Annotated in this window: 13 protein-coding genes; 10 read left to right on the plus strand and 3 right to left on the minus strand. The window is 71.9% G+C overall.

Annotation, left to right across the window (positions count from 1 at the left end; all coding sequences use genetic code 11):
• The first annotated feature begins 35 nt into the window (after positions 1-35).
• The 9 genes from ACMXN5_RS29810 (at position 36) to ACMXN5_RS29850 (ending at position 11,591) form a co-directional block, all read left to right on the plus strand.
• Positions 36-2,024 carry a beta-galactosidase gene (locus tag ACMXN5_RS29810; protein ID WP_439677840.1) on the plus strand — a complete coding sequence of 663 codons (1,989 nt, stop codon included), beginning with the start codon at positions 36-38 and terminating at the stop codon, positions 2,022-2,024.
• Positions 2,021-3,355, plus strand: coding sequence for an aminomethyl-transferring glycine dehydrogenase subunit GcvPA (gene gcvPA / locus ACMXN5_RS29815; RefSeq protein ID WP_439677841.1), 1,335 nt, complete (start codon positions 2,021-2,023; stop codon positions 3,353-3,355). Before ACMXN5_RS29810 ends, gcvPA begins: the two co-directional genes overlap by 4 nt.
• Entirely contained in the window at positions 3,355-4,911 is a 1,557-nt protein-coding gene (gene gcvPB, locus ACMXN5_RS29820) for an aminomethyl-transferring glycine dehydrogenase subunit GcvPB (RefSeq protein ID WP_439677842.1), read from the plus strand. The genes gcvPA and gcvPB overlap by 1 nt, the downstream gene beginning before the upstream one ends.
• Complete coding sequence (locus tag ACMXN5_RS29825) at positions 4,908-6,014, plus strand: ATP-NAD kinase family protein (RefSeq protein WP_439677843.1); 1,107 nt, start codon at positions 4,908-4,910, stop codon at positions 6,012-6,014. The genes gcvPB and ACMXN5_RS29825 overlap by 4 nt, the downstream gene beginning before the upstream one ends.
• On the plus strand, positions 6,011-6,778 hold the full coding sequence (locus ACMXN5_RS29830; RefSeq protein WP_380001770.1) for an SDR family NAD(P)-dependent oxidoreductase: 768 nt from the start codon (positions 6,011-6,013) through the stop codon (positions 6,776-6,778). Before ACMXN5_RS29825 ends, ACMXN5_RS29830 begins: the two co-directional genes overlap by 4 nt.
• 81 nt (positions 6,779-6,859) lie before the next feature.
• The gene (locus ACMXN5_RS29835) at positions 6,860-8,146 is read left to right on the plus strand and encodes an ABC transporter substrate-binding protein (protein WP_439677844.1); all 1,287 of its coding nucleotides are present in this window, start codon (positions 6,860-6,862) and stop codon (positions 8,144-8,146) included.
• Between the two features lie 12 nt (positions 8,147-8,158).
• Positions 8,159-9,121, plus strand: coding sequence for a carbohydrate ABC transporter permease (locus ACMXN5_RS29840; protein ID WP_395790040.1), 963 nt, complete (start codon positions 8,159-8,161; stop codon positions 9,119-9,121).
• A 15-nt stretch (positions 9,122-9,136) separates the two neighbouring features.
• The gene (locus tag ACMXN5_RS29845) at positions 9,137-9,976 is read left to right on the plus strand and encodes a carbohydrate ABC transporter permease (RefSeq protein ID WP_380028635.1); all 840 of its coding nucleotides are present in this window, start codon (positions 9,137-9,139) and stop codon (positions 9,974-9,976) included.
• Position 9,977: 1 nt separating this feature from the next.
• Entirely contained in the window at positions 9,978-11,591 is a 1,614-nt protein-coding gene (locus ACMXN5_RS29850) for an amylo-alpha-1,6-glucosidase (protein ID WP_439677845.1), read from the plus strand.
• Positions 11,592-11,647: 56 nt separating this feature from the next.
• Here ACMXN5_RS29850 and ACMXN5_RS29855 read toward each other — a convergent pair whose 3' ends face one another.
• Both ACMXN5_RS29855 and ACMXN5_RS29860 read right to left on the minus strand, forming a co-directional pair.
• The gene (locus ACMXN5_RS29855; RefSeq protein WP_439677846.1) at positions 11,648-12,304 is read right to left on the minus strand and encodes a hypothetical protein; all 657 of its coding nucleotides are present in this window, start codon (positions 12,302-12,304) and stop codon (positions 11,648-11,650) included.
• 12 nt (positions 12,305-12,316) lie between these two features.
• On the minus strand, positions 12,317-12,901 hold the full coding sequence (locus tag ACMXN5_RS29860) for a hypothetical protein (RefSeq protein WP_439677847.1): 585 nt from the start codon (positions 12,899-12,901) through the stop codon (positions 12,317-12,319).
• A gap of 227 nt (positions 12,902-13,128) precedes the next feature.
• Here ACMXN5_RS29860 and ACMXN5_RS29865 point away from each other — a divergent pair, with 227 nt between their 5' ends.
• Positions 13,129-15,858, plus strand: a complete 2,730-nt coding sequence (locus ACMXN5_RS29865) for an AAA family ATPase (protein WP_439677848.1) — start codon at positions 13,129-13,131, stop codon at positions 15,856-15,858.
• A 26-nt stretch (positions 15,859-15,884) separates the two neighbouring features.
• Here ACMXN5_RS29865 and ACMXN5_RS29870 read toward each other — a convergent pair whose 3' ends face one another.
• Positions 15,885-16,949, minus strand: coding sequence for an ATP-dependent DNA ligase (locus ACMXN5_RS29870; RefSeq protein WP_439677849.1), 1,065 nt, complete (start codon positions 16,947-16,949; stop codon positions 15,885-15,887).
• Positions 16,950-16,984 lie beyond the last annotated feature (35 nt).

A 16,984-nucleotide genomic window follows, 5' to 3' on the forward strand; every position in this document is an offset into this window, starting at 1 on the left:
AATTATGAATACAGAATACATGAACGGAGATCAACGTGCGGTTGACGCGAGTGCCGGGATTGCTGTTCGGAGGTGACTACAACCCCGAGCAGTGGCCGGAGGAGGTCTGGGCCGAGGACGCCAAGCTGATGGTCGAGGCCGGCGTGAACATGGCGACCGTCGCGGTCTTCTCCTGGTCACGTCTGGAACCCAGGCCGGGGGAGTACGACTTCGGCTGGTTGGACCGGGTGCTGGACCTGCTGCACGAGCACGGCATCGCCGCCGACCTGGCCACCGCGACCGCCACCCCGCCGCCCTGGCTGGTGCGCGAGCACCCCGAGATGATGCCGGTCGACGCACACGGCACCCGGCTCGAATTCGGCTCGCGGCAGGGCTACTGTCCCAGCTCGCCGATCTTCCGCGCGGCCACCGTCCGGCTCGCCCGGGCGATGGCGGAGCGTTACGGGAGCCACCCGGCGCTGGCGATGTGGCACATCAGCAACGAGTACGCGGACCACACGCTGGAGTGCTTCTGCGACGAGTCGGCCCGGCACTTCCGCCGGTGGCTGACCGACCGCTACGCCGACATCGACGGCCTCAACGCCGCGTGGGGCACCTCGTGCTGGGGCCAGCACTACACCGACTTCGGTCAGATCAACCCGCCGCGCGTGGCACCGGGGCCGATCAACCCGGCGCAGGTGCTCGACTGGCGGCGGTTCTGCTCCGACGCGCTCCTGGAGTGCTTCGAGGCGGAGAAGGCCGTGCTGCGCGAGGTCACCCCCGACATCCCGGTGACCACCAACTTCATGAGCATCCTGCACGGCCTGGACTACTGGAAGTGGGCCGCCGCCGAGGACTTCGTCAGCGACGACGCCTACCCCGACCCCGCCGACCCGACCTCGCACACCGGCATCGCGCTCAGCTACGACCTGATGCGCTCGCTCAAGCGCCGCCCGTGGCTGCTGCTCGAACAGGCGCCGAGCGCGGTCAGCTGGCGCGAGGTCAACGTGCCCAAGCCGCCCGGCAAGATGCGCCTGGACAGCCTCCAGGCGCTCGCCCACGGCGCCGACGGCGTGATGTTCTTCCAATGGCGCCAGGCCCACTACGGCCCCGAGAAGTTCCACTCCGCACTCCTGCCGCACGGCGGTGTCCGGACCCGAGGATGGCAGGACACGCTGCGCCTGGGCGGCGATCTGGGCAGGCTCGCCGAGATCGCCGGCACCCACGGCCGCGCCGACGTCGCGCTGGTCCTGGACTGGGACTCGTGGTGGGGCCTGGAGGCCCCCGAGTCGATGCCCACCAAGCGGCTCGCCCTGCTGCGGCTGATGCGCACCTGGTACGAACCGCTGCACGCGCTCGGCATCACCGTCGACCTGACCCCGCCCGACCGCGACCTGTCCGACTACCGCCTGGTGATCGCGCCCAACCTGTACCTGTGCACCGAGGAGAGCGCGGCCAACCTGCGCGCCTACCCCGGCGAACTGGTCGTCGGCCCGTTCAGCGGCGTGGTCGACGCGGCGGACCGGATCCACCCCGGCGGCGCCCCCGGCCCGCTGCGCGAGCTGCTCGGACTGAGCGTCGACGAGTTCTGGCCGCTGGCCGACGGTGCCGAGCAGAGCGTGCGATACGCCGACGGCACCTCGGGCACCGCGACCCGCTGGGCCGAGTGGATCCGTACCGAGGGCGCCGCCACCGTCGCCGAATACGCCGACGGCGACCTCGCCGGACAACCCGCGATCACCCGCCTGGGCCGCGTCACCTACGTCGGCTGCGCCCTGGAGGACGTCACCCCCGTACTCACCGACGCGCTGACCCGCGCCGGCGTACGCCCGGTCGCCGACCTGCCCCCCGGCGTCGAGGCCGGGCTGCGTACCGGCCCCGACGCCGACTACCTGTTCCTGCTCAACCACGGCACGACCACCGCGGCACTGACCCTGCGCGCCCCCGGCACGGACCTGCTGACCGGGCGCGACCTGCACGGCTCGATCGAGATCGGGCCCAGGGACGCCGTGGTGCTGCGCACCGCTCACGAGGGAGAGAAGTGACCCACCCCTATATACCCAATGCCGAGCCGGCCGTACGGGCCGAGATGCTGGCCGCCATCGGGGTCGAGTCCGTCGAGGACTTCTACGCCGACATCCCCGCCGCGCTGCGCCTGAACCGCCCGCTCGACCTGCCCGCGCCGATCACCTCGGAACACGAACTGGTCCGGCACATGGGCGCGTTGCTCGCACGCAACACCGACACCACCGAGGTGCTGAGCTTCCTGGGCGGCGGCTGCTACCCGCACCACGTGCCCGCCGTGTGCGACGAGGTCAACACCCGCGGCGAATTCCTCACCGCCTACGCGGGCGAGCCGTACGAGGACCACGGCCGCTTCCAGGCGATCTTCGAGTACGTCAGCATGATGGCCGAACTCCTGGAAATGGACGTCGTCAACGTCCCCACCTACGACGGCTTCCAGGCGTCCGGCACCGCACTGCGCATGGCGGCCCGCTACACCGGCCGCTCCACCGTCCTGGTCACCGCCGCGATCGGCGCGGACAAGCTGAGCAAGCTGCACGACTTCCTCGCGCCCGACATCGAGATCGTCATGATCCCGGTCACCGAGACCGGCGAGGCCGCCGCGTTCACCGTCGACGACACCGTCGCCGCGGTCTACCTGGAATACCCCAACGCGTACGGCGTGGTCGAGACCCGGATGGCCGAGATCGCCGAACTCGCGCACGCCCAGGGCGCGTTGCTCGTGGTGAGCACCGACCCGATCGCGCTCGGCGTACTCGCCCCGCCCGCCACGCTCGGCGCGGACATCGTCTGCGGCGACATCCAGTCGCTCGGCATGCACCAGAGCTACGGCGGCGGCCACGCCGGCTACATCGCCACCCGGGACGAACCGCGCCTGGTCGCCGAGTTCCCCTCCCGCCTGTTCGGCATCGCGCCCACCGCGGTACCCGGCGAATACGGCTTCGGCGACGTCTTCTACGACCGCACCTCCTTCGCGCTGCGCGAGGAGGGCAAGGAATGGGTCGGCACGGCCGCCTCCCTGTGGGGCATCACCGCCGGCGTCTACCTGGCCCTGATGGGCCCGGAGGGCATGCGCGAGCTGGGCGAGACCGTCCTGGCCCGGACCCGCTACGCGATGGACGAACTCGGCGCCGTACCCGGCGTACGGGTACTGCACCCCGAGGGCGTGCACTTCCGCGAGTTCGCCGTCGAGGTGGCCGACGCCGACGCGCTGCTCACCGCGCTGCGCGCGCACGACATCTTCGCCGGTGTGCGCCTGGACGCCGGCACGCTGCTGGTCTGCGTGACCGAGCGGCACTCCAAGGACGACATCGACACGCTGGTGCGAGCGGTACGAGAGGTGCAGGGCTGATGGGTGCCGTCGGAGAATCCTTCGCGAAGTTGCCGATCGAGGCCAAGCCGCCGCTGCGCCGGTTCCACCAGGCGCGCTGGGACGAGCCGATCATCTTCGAGCTGTCCAGCCCCGGCCGGCGCGGCATCGGGGTGCCCGAGGCGGGCGTGCCCGCCGTCGAGCTGCCGGCCGCGGTGCGCCGCCAGGCGCCGCCCGCGCTGCCGGAGATGTCCCAGCTGCACGTGCTGCGCCACTACGTACGGCTGTCCCAGGAGACGCTGGGCGTCGATGTCAACATCGCCGTCGGCCAGGGCACCTGCACGATGAAGTACAGCCCCAAGGTCAACGACCGCTTCGTCAGCGACACGCGGATCGCCGAACTGCACCCGGCCCAGCCCGAGGACAGCGTGCAGGGCGTGCTGGAGATCTACTGGCGCATGGAGCGCATGCTCGCGGAGATCTCCGGTCTGCACCGGGTCAGCCTCCAGCCCAACTCCGGCTCGGCGGCCATCTACACCAACATCGCGATGATCCGCGCCTACCACGCCTCCCGGGGCGAGGGCGAGCAGCGCGACCAGGTGATCACCACGATGTTCTCGCACCCCTCGAACGCGGCCTGCGCCAAGCTCGCCGGGTACGAGGTGATCACCCTGATGCCGGACGCCGAAGGCCACCCGGACATCGAGGCACTGCGCGCGGCGGTCGGCCCGCGCACCGCGGCGCTGATGATCACCAACCCGGAGGACACCGGGATCTACAACCCGCGGATCGCCGAGTTCGTCGAACTCGTGCACGGCGTGGGCGGGTTGGCCTGCTACGACCAGGCCAACGCGAACGGCATCCTGGGCATCACCCGGGCCGCCGAGGCCGGGTTCGACCTGTGCCACTTCAACCTGCACAAGACCTTCTCCACGCCGCACATGTGCGGCGGCCCGGCCGCGGGCGCCAGCGGTGTGGCGGAGAAGCTGGTGCCGTTCCTGCCCGGCCCCACCGTCGAGTTCGACGGCGAGCGCTACTTCCTCGACGCCGACCGGCCGCAGTCGATCGGCAAGGTCCGGCCGTACCTGGGGGTCACCCAGAACGTGGTGCGCGCCTACGCGTGGATCACGGCGCTGGGCGCCGAGGGCCTGCGGCAGGTCGCCGAGACGGCGGTGCTGAACAACAACTACCTCCAGCACAAGATCCTGCAGATCCGCGGCGCCTCCGCGCCGTGGGGCAGGCGCCGGCTCGAGCAGGTGCGCTACTCATGGGAGGAACTGTACGAGGAGACCGGCGTGCACTCGGAGGACATCGGGGTGCGTGCGGCCGACTTCGGCGTGCACTACTGGACCAGCCACCACCCGTACCTGGTGCCCGAGCCGTTCACCTTGGAGCCCACCGAGTCGTACTCCAAGGAGGACCTGGACGAGTACGCCGCGATCCTCGCGCACGTCGCCGAGGAGGCGCGTACCGACCCGGAGTTCGTCAAGGGCGCCCCCTACAACCAGACCGTGCACAAGATCGACCCGACGTGCCTCGACGACCCGGAGCAGTGGGCGCCGACCTGGCGGGCGTACGTCCGTAAGCACCTGTCGTGAGAATCGGCCTGATCGTGAACCCGGTCGCCGGCCTCGGCGGCGCGGCCGGGCTCAAGGGCAGCGACGGCACCGAGGTACAGCGCGAGGCGCTGGCCCGCGGTGCCACCGCCCGGGCGGGCGAGCGCGCGGCGGCCGCGGTGCGCGCGCTGCTCGCCGCCCGCCCGGACGCCACGGTGGTCACCGTGCCGGGCGCGATGGGGGAGACGGCCGCGCGGGCGGGCGGCGCCGAGCCCGAACTCGCCGCCTTCGCCCCGGGCGAGCCGTCCTCGGCCGGCGACACCCGGGCGGCGGTCCGCGCGCTCGCGGCGGTGGACGTGCTGCTGTTCGCCGGCGGCGACGGCACCGCCCGGGACGTGCTCGACGCCGAGCCGGGCGGGCCCGTGCTCGGCATCCCGGCCGGGGTCAAGGTCTACTCCGGCTGCTTCGCGGTCGGTCCGGCGGCGGCGGGCCTGGCCGCCGCCGAGTTCGCCGGGAACACCACCGAGGCCGAGGTGGTGGACCTGGACGAACAGGCCTACCGCGAGGGCCGGGTCAGCCCGAGGCTGTACGGCACACTCACCGTGCCGGCCGCCCGGGTCCGGCTCTCCGGCCGCAAGACCGGCTCTACCACCGCGGCGCCGGCCACCGTCGAGGGCATCGCCCGCGAGGTGGTCGCCCGGATGCGGCCCGGCGTGCGCTACATCCTGGGCCCCGGCAGCACCACACGCGCGGTGGGCCGGGCCCTGGGCACCGAGGGCACCCTGCTCGGGGTGGACGTGATCGCCGACGGCGTGCCGATCGGGATCGACGTGAGCGAGCGGGCCCTGCTCGACCTGGTGGACGGGCACGAGGTGGCCGCGGTGGTGTCGGTGATCGGCGGCCAGGGCTTCGTGCTCGGCCGGGGCAACCAGCAGATCAGCCCCCGGGTCCTGGCCCGGGTGGACGAACTGACCGTGCTGGCAACCCGGGAGAAGCTCGCCGCGCTCGGCGGCCGGCCGCTCCTGGCCGACACCGGGGACCCGGCCACCGACGCCCGACTCGGGGGCTATGTCCGGGTGGTCACGGGCTACCGCGAGAGTGTCCCCTATCGAATTGTTCCTGCTAGTGAGGAGAGCGTCGGATGAACGGGATGACTGGATCCCTGCACGGCAAGGTCGCCATCGTCACCGGCGGCGGCTCGGGCATCGGCCGCGCCACCGCGCTGATGTTCGGCGCGGAGGGCGCCGACGTGGTGATCGCCGACATCGACGCCGCGGCCGCGACCCGCGTCGCCGAGGAGATCTCGGCGCAGGGCGGCCGGGCGGTGGCGGTCAAGGCCGACGTCTCGGCCGAGGCGGACTGCGTGGGCGTGGTCGCCGCGGCGGTGGAGACCTTCGGCGGGCTGCACGTGCTGTTCAACAACGCGGGCATCATCCGGCGCGCCGACGCGATCGGCACCTCCGTCGACGAGTGGGACCGCGTGATGGCGGTCAACGTGCGCTCGGTGTTCCTGATGTGCAAGCACGCCGTGCCCGCGATGACCGACGGCGGCTCGATCGTCAACACCGGCTCCGGCTGGGGCCTCAAGGGCGGCGGCAACGCGATCTCCTACTGCGCGTCCAAGGCCGCGGTGGTCAACATGACCCGCGCCCTGGCGATCGACCACGCCGCGGCGGGGATCCGGGTCAACTCGGTCAACCCCGGGGACACCGACACCCCGATGCTGCGCGAGGAGGCCCGGCAGCTGTCCGAGGACTGGGCGGCGTTCGAGGCCGACGCGGCCGACCGCCCGATGGGCCGCGCCGGTCGGCCCGACGAGATCGCCCGCGCGGTCCTGTTCCTCGCCTCCGACGCGGCGAGCTACATCACCGGTACCGCCCTGGTCGTGGACGGCGGCGGCCTCGCCTAGTCCGGGCCCCGCCGCTCCCGAGGGCGGCGGGCCCCTTCCCCGCACGTGCACGTCCCGCACTCATCCCCCCGGAGGCACATCGTGTCAATCTCCCGCGCCGCGAAGACCGTGGCCGTGCTGGCCGCCGGCGCCGCGCTCGTCGCCACCAGCGGTTGTGGCGGCAGCAGCGGTTCCGGTTCCGGCTCCAAGACCACCGTCACCTGGTCGACCTGGGGCAACCCGGAAGAGCTCGCCCGGTTCAAGGCATTCGAGAAGGACTTCGGCAAGAGACACCCCGACATCAACCTGAAGCTCCAGGCGGTGCCGTCCTACAGCGACTACCACGCCAAGCTGCTCACCCAGCTCTCCTCCAAGACCGCGCCCGACGTCTTCTACATAGGCGACGACTTCGCCGGGAAATTCGTCTCCGCCGGCGTGCTCGCCCCGCTCAACGACAAGATGGCCGCCCCCGACAGCAAGGCCAAGCCCGAGGACTTCTTCGACGGCCTGTACGGCGGCGCCAAGAAGGACGGCCAGATCTACGGCATTCCCAACGACGCCAACCCCGAGGTGCTCTGGTACGACAAGCAGACGCTCAAGGACGCCGGGATCACCGACGACCCGGCCGCGCTGAACGCCCAGGGCAAGTGGACGATGGCCACGTTCCTGGACATGAACCGCAAGTTGAAGGCCGCCGACAAGGCCGGCTCGGTCTTCTACAACTGGTACGGCTCGACCTACAGCATGATCAACGGCTTCGGCGGCAAGGTGTACGACGGCGGCAAGTTCGTCGGCAACACCGACCCCAAGTCGCGTGAGGCATTGAAGACGCTGGCCGACGGCTACCAGGACAAGACGTTCCTGGTCGCCGACCTCCTGCCCGAGGGCAACGGCTCCGACGTGCAGTTCATCAAGCACAAGGTCGGCTTCGCCGCGGGCGGCCGGTGGATGATCGACACGGTCAAGAAGGGCCAGCAGGACAACTACGACATCGTGCCGTTCCCGTCGCAGACCGGTGTGCTGATGCCGCAGACCGTGGGCACGTCCTTCCTCGCGATGAACAAGGACACCAAGAAGGCGCAGGCCGCCTGGACGTTCATGTCCGAGTTCGTCTCCAAGGACGGCCAACTGCTGCGCCTGAAGGGCGGCGGCAACGCGGTTCCCTCGGTCAAGGGCGCGGACAGCGTAGTGATGGAGGGCTACCCGGCGCACGCGCAGACCTTCATCGACACCCGCGACGGCGGCTTCGCCAACTACCCGGAGGAGGCCGGTGTGCCCTCGCTGACCTCCGACATCAACGAGCACCTGCTCAAGTTGTGGACCGGCAAGATCGGCTTCGACCAGGCGATGAACGAACTCGGCTCGCTCGTCTCCGCCAAACTGCACTGACCGGGGGCCGCCGTGACCACGTCCACGCTCAGCCGCACGACCGACACACGGCGCCCGACCACCGAGGAAACCTCCGAGCGCCGCCGGTCCCTTCGGGGCCGGCGGCGCCGGGAACGGTGGTGGGCCGCCCTCTTCCTCGGGCCGCAACTGGCCTTCCTGCTGCTGTTCACCCTGATCCCGCTCGGCTTCGCGGTCGTGCTGGCGTTCATGAAGTGGGACGGCCTGGGTGAGAAGTCCTGGGTCGGTCTCGACAACTTCCAGACCCAGCTGTCCGACCCCACCTTCCGCGACGCGGTCCTGAACACGCTGACCCTGGGCCTGATCACGGTGCCCGTGGGCCTGGCCCTGGCGTTGTTGATCGCCATGGCGCTGAACAACGTGCGCGGCAAGACCTTCTATCGGGTGGTCTACTTCCTGCCCGTGGTCACCAGTTCGGTGGCGGTCGCGGTGATCTGGCAGATGCTCCTCGCCAGCGGCGACCTGGGCATGCTCAACAACACCGTGCACGACTGGTTCGGGATCACCCTGCCCGACTGGCTCAACGACCCCGACTGGGTGATGGTCGCGATCGCGGCGGTGACCATCTGGTCCTCGCTCGGGCTGAACGTGGTGATCTTCCTGGCCGGCCTCCAGTCCATCCCGGCACACCTGACCGAGGTGGCCCGGATCGACGGCGCGGGCCCGCTGCGCATCTTCCGACACGTGACGCTGCCGCTGCTGTCGCCGACCATCTTCTTCTCCTTCGTGGTCGCGGTGATCAGCTCGTTCCAGGCGTTCGACCAGATCTACGTGCTCGTCGACCCCGACCACAACGAGGGCGCGCGCACGATCGTGTACCAGGTCTACGACCTGGGCTTCAAGAAGTTCGAGTTCGGCGCCAGCAGCGCCGCCGCCCTGCTCCTGACGCTGATGACGATCGTGGTGACCCTCGTCCAGTTCCGCGCGCAAAAGCGCTTCGTCCACTACGAGTCGTAGGAGAGGAGGGTCGTGATGGTCACGGCCATCCGCCGTCGTATCGGCACCGTCGCATTGCACACCCTGCTCGTCGTGGGCGGGCTGCTGATGGTGTTCCCGTTCATCTGGATGTTGCTCACCGCGTTCAAGGGCGAGGGGCAGATGATCCAGGATCCGCTGTCCTGGATCCCGGATCCCTGGCGGGCGAGCAACTTCCCCGACGCCCTGGACGCGATGCCGTTCGGGCGCGCCTACTGGAACAGCTTCTACATCGCCGCGATCACCGTCGTGGCCACCCTGCTCACCGCCTCGATGGCGGCCTACGCGTTCAGCCGGATCGACTTCCCGTTCTCGCGTTCGCTGTTTGTGGTCTTCCTGCTCACCCAGATGGTGCCCACCCAGGTCACCCTGGTGCCGCTGTACGTGATGTTGTCGCACTTCGGCTGGATCGACACCCACCTGGCGCTGATCCTGCCGGCCATCGCCAACCCGTTCGCGGTGTTCATGATGCGCCAGTTCATCCGCGCGGTACCGATCGAACTGGAGGAGGCCGCCCGCCTCGACGGCGCGAACCGGTGGACGATCTTCACCCGGATCGTGCTGCCCAACATCAAGCCGGGCATGGCGGCCCTGGGCATCATCGTCTTCCTGGGCAGTTGGAACAGCTTCATCTACCCGCTGATCTTCCTGAACTCGGAGGATAAATTCACCGTTCCGATGTTGCTCGCCTCGTTCAAGGGCCAGCACGGCGGACTGGACTACGGCCTGCTGCTCGCCGCGTCGACGATCTCCGTGGTGCCGATGCTGATCGCCTTCGTGATCGGCCAGCGGAAGATCATCAACAGCATGGCGGCATCCGGCATGGGAGGACGCTGACATGCCCACGCCCCTACTCGACCTGGTGGCGCTGGACCTGCGCGAACGCCCCTTCACCGACCGGGGATCGCGACTGCTCGTGCTCGCCGCGGACGACGGCGACCTGTGGGTCGCCCGGTCCGAGTACGAGACGCGGCTGAGCGACACGATCGTGCTCACCGCGCTGCGGATCCGCACGGCCGACGGCACGGCGCTGCCGGTCCGGGCCGCGCGCCCGGACCGGATCGCCTTCGCGGGCGGTGTACACCTGGCCTTCGCCGACGCGGACACCCTCGTGCTCACCGGCACCGGCGCGCGGGCCGAATGGCTCGACGCGGACGGCATCGCGCACGGCGCCGCGATCGACGGCCGGCTGGTACTGGTCGGCAAGGACGCGCCCGACGCACCGACCGTCCTGGGCGCGGCCCGGGCCCGCTGGGCGACCTGGTTCGAGCGTATGCCGGCCGTGCGCGCCGACCTGCGCGAGCGGGCGGCGCTCGCCTGGTGGACGCTCGGGATCAACCTGCTGCCGATCGGGCAGGCGGGCGGGCGCGAGGGCCTGGTCCCGTCCCGCTTCGGCTACGTCGGGGTGTGGAACTGGGACGCGTACTTCCACGCCATCGCGCTGCGCCACGGCGATGCCGAACTGGCCCGGGACCAGATCCGGATCCTGCTCGCCCACCAGCGCCCCGACGGGCTGATCCCCGACGTCGTGCACGACGAGGGGGTGCTGGCCGAGACCACCGACCTGCCCCGCTCCGACCGGGCCCGGCTGGCCGAGCACGTCGGCAGCGCCCTGGGAGCGGAGGAGGCCGCCGCCGCGTCGACGGGCGAGGTGGTCCCGGTGACCAAGCCGCCGCTGACCGCGTGGGCGGTGTGGAAGATCCACCGGGCCGCACCCGACCTCGACTTCCTGGCCGAGGTCTACGAGCCGCTCGTGCGCTCCCAGCAGTGGTGGCTCACCCACTCCGACCCCGACGGGGACGGCCTGGCCGAATACCTGCACCCGTACTCCAGCGGCCTGGACGACAGCCCCGTCTGGGACTACGGCCCGCGCGCCGAACCGCCGGACCTGAACTCCTACCTGGCGCTCCAGTTCGACGTCCTCGGCGACATCGCCGAGGCGCTCGGCCGGGTGGACGAGGCCGCCGGCTGGCGCGAACGCGCGTCCGCGCACACCGAGTTGCTGATCGCCCGCCGCTGGGACGGCGAGCGCTTCGGCACCGTCTCGGCGGGCCGCGCGGTGGCCACCCGCACCCCGCTGGAACTGCTGCCGCTGCTCACCGGCCGACTGCCGCGCGCCATCGCCGACCGACTGGTCGCCGACCTGCGCTCGGCGAGCTTCTGGGGCGAACGCCCGGTGCCCACCGTCGCGTTCGACGACCCGGACTTCGACCCGGACGCGATGTGGCGCGGGCCGGTCTGGCTCAACGTCAACTACCTGCTGATCGAGGGCCTGCGCCGATCCGGATACCCGGACGTGGCCGACGAGTTGACCGAGCGCACGGTACGGATGGTGGCCGAGGGCGGCGGTCTGTACGAGTACTGGAACCCGCTCACCGGTGCCCGAGCCGGCCGCGCCACCTCCGGCTTCGGCTGGTCCAGCGCCCTGTTCGTGGACCTGGCCCGCACCTGAACCCGACGGCTTCCCGCGCGAGCGCGGGAAGCCGTCGGCGTGCCGGGACCGGTCGGTCAGACGTTGTGGATCCGGAAGCGGGAGATCGTGTAGTCGGTGGGGTCGCTCGTGTCGCGCACCCAGGCGAGCGAAACCTGGAACGTGTCGTCGACCTGGCCGAAGTTGAACACCAGGTGGCCCTGTTCGTTGCCGTTGAGCGCCGAGACGTCCAACCCCGTGGTGGCTCCCGGCGCCACTGTGCTCTCCGTGATGGTCGCCTTGCCGTCGAGGTCGTTGCTGTGCGTGGTGGTGCCCTCGTACAACAACTGCTCGCCGCGATAGTCCAGGGTGCCGTCCGCGTTCGGCCGGACCGCGATCCTGGTCTCCAGCCGAACCTCGCCCCCGCAGAAGCTGTCCCGCCGACTGGTGGTCCACTGCCCGACGGGGGCCTGGAGGTCGTACCGGAAGTAGTCGCCGCCGCTGCCCTCGCAGCGGGTGTAACTGTTGCCTCCCTCGTGGTCGTACAGGTTCAGCCAGCCCTCCAGGGCGACGTGTCGGTAGACCACCGGAGTGGTCGAACCGCCGCCCGTGCCGCCGCCACCGCCGCCGCCCGGCTCACAGTCCTCGCACCGCTGCGCCGACGCGGAGCCGACGGTGAGTGCGCCGAGGACCAGCGTGGTGCTCGCGGCGAGTGTCGCCGCCCTGCGCGTCCGGCGCCACAGTGTGTTTCGCATGTGTTCGACCCCCTATGCGTTGGTGAAGGTGACGGAGGAGCTGCCGTAGTCGCTCGCCCCCGCCTCGTCGCTGAGTACCGAGACCTGCGTGGCGGCGGAAGCGCCCGCGGCGAGGGTCGGCAGGATCGCGCTGCCCTCGCCGTCGAGATCCCGGGTCTGGTAGTCCGTCCCCTCGAACAACTTGACCCGCAGCACGGCCTGCATCGTGCCGTCGGTCGCCGGGAAGACGTCCATGTAGGTCTCCACCCGCACCTCGCCGCCGCAGAAGCTGTCCCGCCGGCTCACCGTCCACTGCCCGATCGGGGCGGCCAGTTCGTAGGTGAAGGCGTCGGAGCAGAACTTGTCGTCGTTGAACATGCCCTCGGCGTCCTTCATCGTGACGGAGCCGGTCAGCTTGACGTGCCGCGTGGGTACGTTCGGGCCGGTGCCGCCTCCGGTACCTCCGCCGCCGGTGCCGCCCCCACCACCGCCACCGCCCGGCTCGCAGTCCTGGCAACGCTCCGCCGACGCCGTGCCCACCGTGACCGTGCCGGCCGCGAGCACCGTGATCAGTGCCAGCGGCGCCAGTCGACGGCGCAACCGCCTCGTGTTTCTCATCGTGTCCCCCTCCGACGGCGGACCGTCCCCTCGGCCCGTCCGTTGCGCGGCCCACTCTTCCCCGGCCCGGCGGGGCGGCACAGAGTGGCCCACTACTCCATTCCGCGGCCACGGGTACTCCATCGGGCCGCGGGCGTGTGGGCCTGCGCATCGGACCCGGCCCCGGCGAACCCGCGTGGCAGCGGCGTGGGACTGGCATGCTGCCGGGAACGTCGCAGGGGGGCACGATGGGGAACACACCGGGGATCGCGCGGGCGCACGCACGTCCGCCGTTCGTGGGTCGGGACGCGGAACTGGCCGAACTCGACCGGGCGCTACGCGCGTCGACCTGTGTCGGCGTCGTGGTCACCGGCGCGGGCGGGATCGGCAGGAGTCGGCTCGTGGAGGAATTCCTGGCCGGCCTGACCGGGGAGGGGGCGCCCGGTGGGTCCGCGAGAGCGGCCCGCGCCGACCGGGCCCGACACGTCGTACGGGTGCGGGCCACGCGCGCGTCGACCTCCGTGGCCCTGTCGGCGCTGACCCCGCTGCTGCCCGGCGGGGCCCGCCCGGAGACGCCCGGTGCGTTCTTCGCGCTGGTACGCGAGCACCTGGCCGCACGCCGGGCGGCCGGCGAACGCCGCACCGTGGTCGCCGTGGACGATGTGCACCTGCTGGACACGACCTCCTCGGCCCTGCTCGCGCTGTTGCTGGCCGAGGAGGTGGCCTTCGTGCTCGCCACGCTGCCCGACGGCGTGGACTGGCCCGACCCGCTGCGCGCGTGGTGGCGGCGCGGCGCGGTGCGCCACCTGCCGCTGCTCGCGCTGGACCCGGAGCGGGCCCGGGCCCTGCTCGCCGCCGCGCTGGACGCCCCGATCGCGAGCCTGGCCGCCCGGGCCCTGTGGACCGCGGGTCACGGCAACCCGCTGCACATGCGCGAGGCATTGCGCGCCGCGATCGCCGACGACCGCATCGGCCGGGTGCACGGGGTCTGGTGTCTGAAGCGGCCCCTGGCCGACACTCTCGACGGAGTCTCCTTCGACGCGCGCATCGACCGGCTGCCGCCCGATCGGCGCTCCCTGCTCGAACTGCTCGCGCTGTGCGGCCCGATCGGGCTGCGCGACGTGCCGGCGGAGACGACGCCGGAGGTGTTGGCCGACCTGGAGGAGCGGCGACTGCTCGATCTGCGCCGGCACGACCGCCGCGAGCGGCTGGCCCTCGCGCAGGCCGCCCACGGACCCGTGCTGCGTGCCGGGGTGGGCCGACTGCGAGCCCGCGCACTGCTGTTGGGCCAGGTCGCGCGGGTCCGCGCGCACGGGGCCCATCGGGTCGGTGACCATCTCGACCTGGCCCGCTGGGAGTTGGCCGCCACCGGCACCGCCGACCCCGAACTCCTGCTGCGCGGCGCCGAGGAGGCGCTGGGCACGGGCGACGTGGACACCATGTGCCGGCTGGCCCGCGCCGCCCTGCGACACGGACCGAACGCGCGGGCCGGGGTGCTCCTCGGCGAAGCGCTCGGGCAGCGGGGCGCGTTCGCCGAGGGCATCACCGTCCTGGAGGAGGCGTTCGCCGCGGCCGGGCGGGCCGAGGTGCACTCGGTCGCGCTGACCCTCGCCGTCCAGCACTTCTACGGCCCGGGCGACCTGCCGCGGGCGTTGGCCGTGCTGCGCGAGGCCGAGCGCCGAGCCGGCCCCTCGCCCGTGCTGTCCGCGTGGACCTCGATCATCCTGGGCGCCACCGGCCGGGTCGAGCAGGCGCGCGCCGCGCTCGCCGCGCTCGCCGCGGTCGCCCTCGCCGAGGACCGGGCGACGCCGGAACTCGTGCTGTACCTCCAGGCCCGGCTGCGCGTCGAACTCGCGAGCTCACGGCCCCTGGACGCGATCCGCACGGCCCGCACCGCACACGCCGCGCACCGCGAACTGACCGACCGCACCGAGGTGTTCTATCCGGCCCGCAGCGCCTACCTGCTCGCCTGGGCACTGCTCGAAGCGGGCCCGCTCGACGACGCCGAGCGGGTGCTCGCGGAGAACCTGGACGAACTGCTGCGGGCACCGGTCCCGGCGCTGGTCGTCTGGTTCGGATGGGTCCACGGCCGGATCGCGCTGGAACGCGGTCGGGTACGGCAGGCCGCCTCGCTGTTCGCCGAGGCCCGCGCCCAGGCCCATGTACAGGGCCACGGCTTCGCCGAACACCGCGCTCTCGCGGGCCTGGTGCTGGCCCACGCGTACGCCGGCCACGTCGGGCCCGAGGCGGCGCGGCTCGCGGACACCGTCGCCGCCGCCGACCCCGCGCTGTGCGGATGGGACACGCTGCGTGCGCACGCCTGGGTACTGCGCTGCCGGGGGCACGCCGACGAGGCCCATGCGCTCCTGCGCGACGCCGGCGGGACTGCCCGCCTTCGCGGCGACTCGACCGGCGCCCACGTGCTCGAACACGACCTGGTCCGCTGGGGCGACCGCGCCGCCGCGCGCCGCCTGGCCGCGATGACCGACGAAGCCCAGGGCGCCCACGCGGCCGCCCGCACCGCGCACGCCCGCGCGGTTGCCGAGGCCGACCCCGTCGCGCTGGACGCCGCCGCCGACGCCTGGGCCGCGCTCGGCGCGACACTGCTCGCCGCCGAATGCCTGGCCGAGGCCGCCCGACTGCGCCGCGCCGCGCACGGGCCGAACCGGGAGGCGGCGGCGCGGCGCGTCCATGCGCGAGCCCTGCTCCTGGCGACCCGGTGCGAGGGTGCCGCGACGCCGGGCCTGGTGTCCCTGTCCGCCGCCGGAGCGCTCAGCGCGCGGGAACACCAGATCGCGCTGATGGCCGCCGACGGGTATACCAGCCGGGAGATCGCCCGGCACTGCGGTCTGTCGATCCGCACCGTCGACAACACGCTGGGCCGGGCCTACCGCAAGACGGGTGTCCGGGACCGCCACGGCCTGCGCTCGATCCTGGCGACCACGACGGAGGCACCCGACGAACGGGCCGCGGGGTAGGCCGCTTCGGGATCCGGACGCGTGCGCTATCGGGCGCCGAGCACGTCTGCCAGGTCGTAGCGGGTCGGCTCGGCGAGTTGTTCGTAGGTGCATTCGGCCGGGTCCTTGTCGGTACGCCACCGGCGAAAGCGGGTGGTGTGCCGGAAACGGTCGCCCTGGACGTGGTCGTAGGCCACCTCGCAGACCAACTCCGGCCGCAGCGGTACCCAGTTCGAGAGCCGGCCCCCCGACCAGCGGGTGATCGCGCCCGGCAACCGGTCGCTCTCGTGCGCCTCGGCCTCGGCCCAGTGCGCCCACGGGTGCCCGGTCGGTTCGGTCATCCGGTACGGCGCCAACTCCTCGACCAGCTCGGCCCGTCGGGCCGCGGTGAACGCCGCGCTCACCCCCACGTGCTGGAGCCGACCCCGGTCGTCGTACAGCCCGAGCAGCAGCGAGCCGACCACCGGACCCGACTTGTGCTCGCGGTATCCGGCCACCACGCAGTCCGCCGTGCGCTCGTGCTTGACCTTGACCATCGCCCGCTCGTCGGGCAGGTACGGACCGGCCGGGTCCTTGGCCACGATCCCGTCCAGGCCGGCGCCCTCGAAGCGGTCGAACCAGTCCTGCGCCACGGCCGCGTCGGTGGTGGCCGGCGCGACGTGGATCGGCGGCACCGCGTCGGCCAGCGCCGCCTCCAACGCGGCCCGCCGTTCGGTCAGCGGGCGGGCCAGATACGACTCGTCGCCCAGTGCCAGCAGGTCGAACGCCACGAAGGAGGCCGGCGTGGTCTCGGCCAGATGCCGAACGCGCGAGGATGCCGGGTGGATCCGGTCCTGGAGCCGATCGAAGTCGAGCCGCCCGTCCAGCGCGACGACCAGTTCCCCGTCCAGTACGCAGCGCGGTGGGAGCAGCCGCAGCGCCGCCTCGACCACGTCGGGGAAGTAACGATCCAGCGGCTTGGTGTTGCGGCTGCCGATCAGCACCTCGTCGCCGTCCCGGAAGACGATCGCCCGGAACCCGTCCCATTTGGCCTCGTAGTGCAGGCCGGGGGGAATCCGCGCGGCGGCCTTGGCGAGCATCGGCTTGACCGGGGGCATCACGGGAAGGCGCATGCGGCCCAGTGTGCGCGGGGCCCGGAGCGGTCGCC

It is taken from the genome of Embleya australiensis (genome assembly GCF_051903075.1).
Classification (GTDB): domain Bacteria; phylum Actinomycetota; class Actinomycetes; order Streptomycetales; family Streptomycetaceae; genus Embleya.

Excerpts from the sequence above, each read along its gene's own strand:
- gcvPB (WP_439677842.1), top strand. The coding sequence starts at position 3,355 with ATGGGTGCCGTCGGAGAATCCTTCGCGAAGTTGCCGATCGAGGCCAAG.
- ACMXN5_RS29830 (WP_380001770.1), top strand. The coding sequence starts at position 6,011 with ATGAACGGGATGACTGGATCCCTGCACGGCAAGGTCGCCATCGTCACC.
- ACMXN5_RS29845 (WP_380028635.1), top strand. The coding sequence starts at position 9,137 with ATGGTCACGGCCATCCGCCGTCGTATCGGCACCGTCGCATTGCACACC.
- ACMXN5_RS29850 (WP_439677845.1), top strand. The coding sequence starts at position 9,978 with ATGCCCACGCCCCTACTCGACCTGGTGGCGCTGGACCTGCGCGAACGC.
- ACMXN5_RS29855 (WP_439677846.1), bottom strand. The coding sequence starts at position 12,304 with ATGCGAAACACACTGTGGCGCCGGACGCGCAGGGCGGCGACACTCGCC.
- ACMXN5_RS29860 (WP_439677847.1), bottom strand. The coding sequence starts at position 12,901 with ATGAGAAACACGAGGCGGTTGCGCCGTCGACTGGCGCCGCTGGCACTG.
- ACMXN5_RS29865 (WP_439677848.1), top strand. The coding sequence starts at position 13,129 with ATGGGGAACACACCGGGGATCGCGCGGGCGCACGCACGTCCGCCGTTC.
- ACMXN5_RS29870 (WP_439677849.1), bottom strand. The coding sequence starts at position 16,949 with ATGCGCCTTCCCGTGATGCCCCCGGTCAAGCCGATGCTCGCCAAGGCC.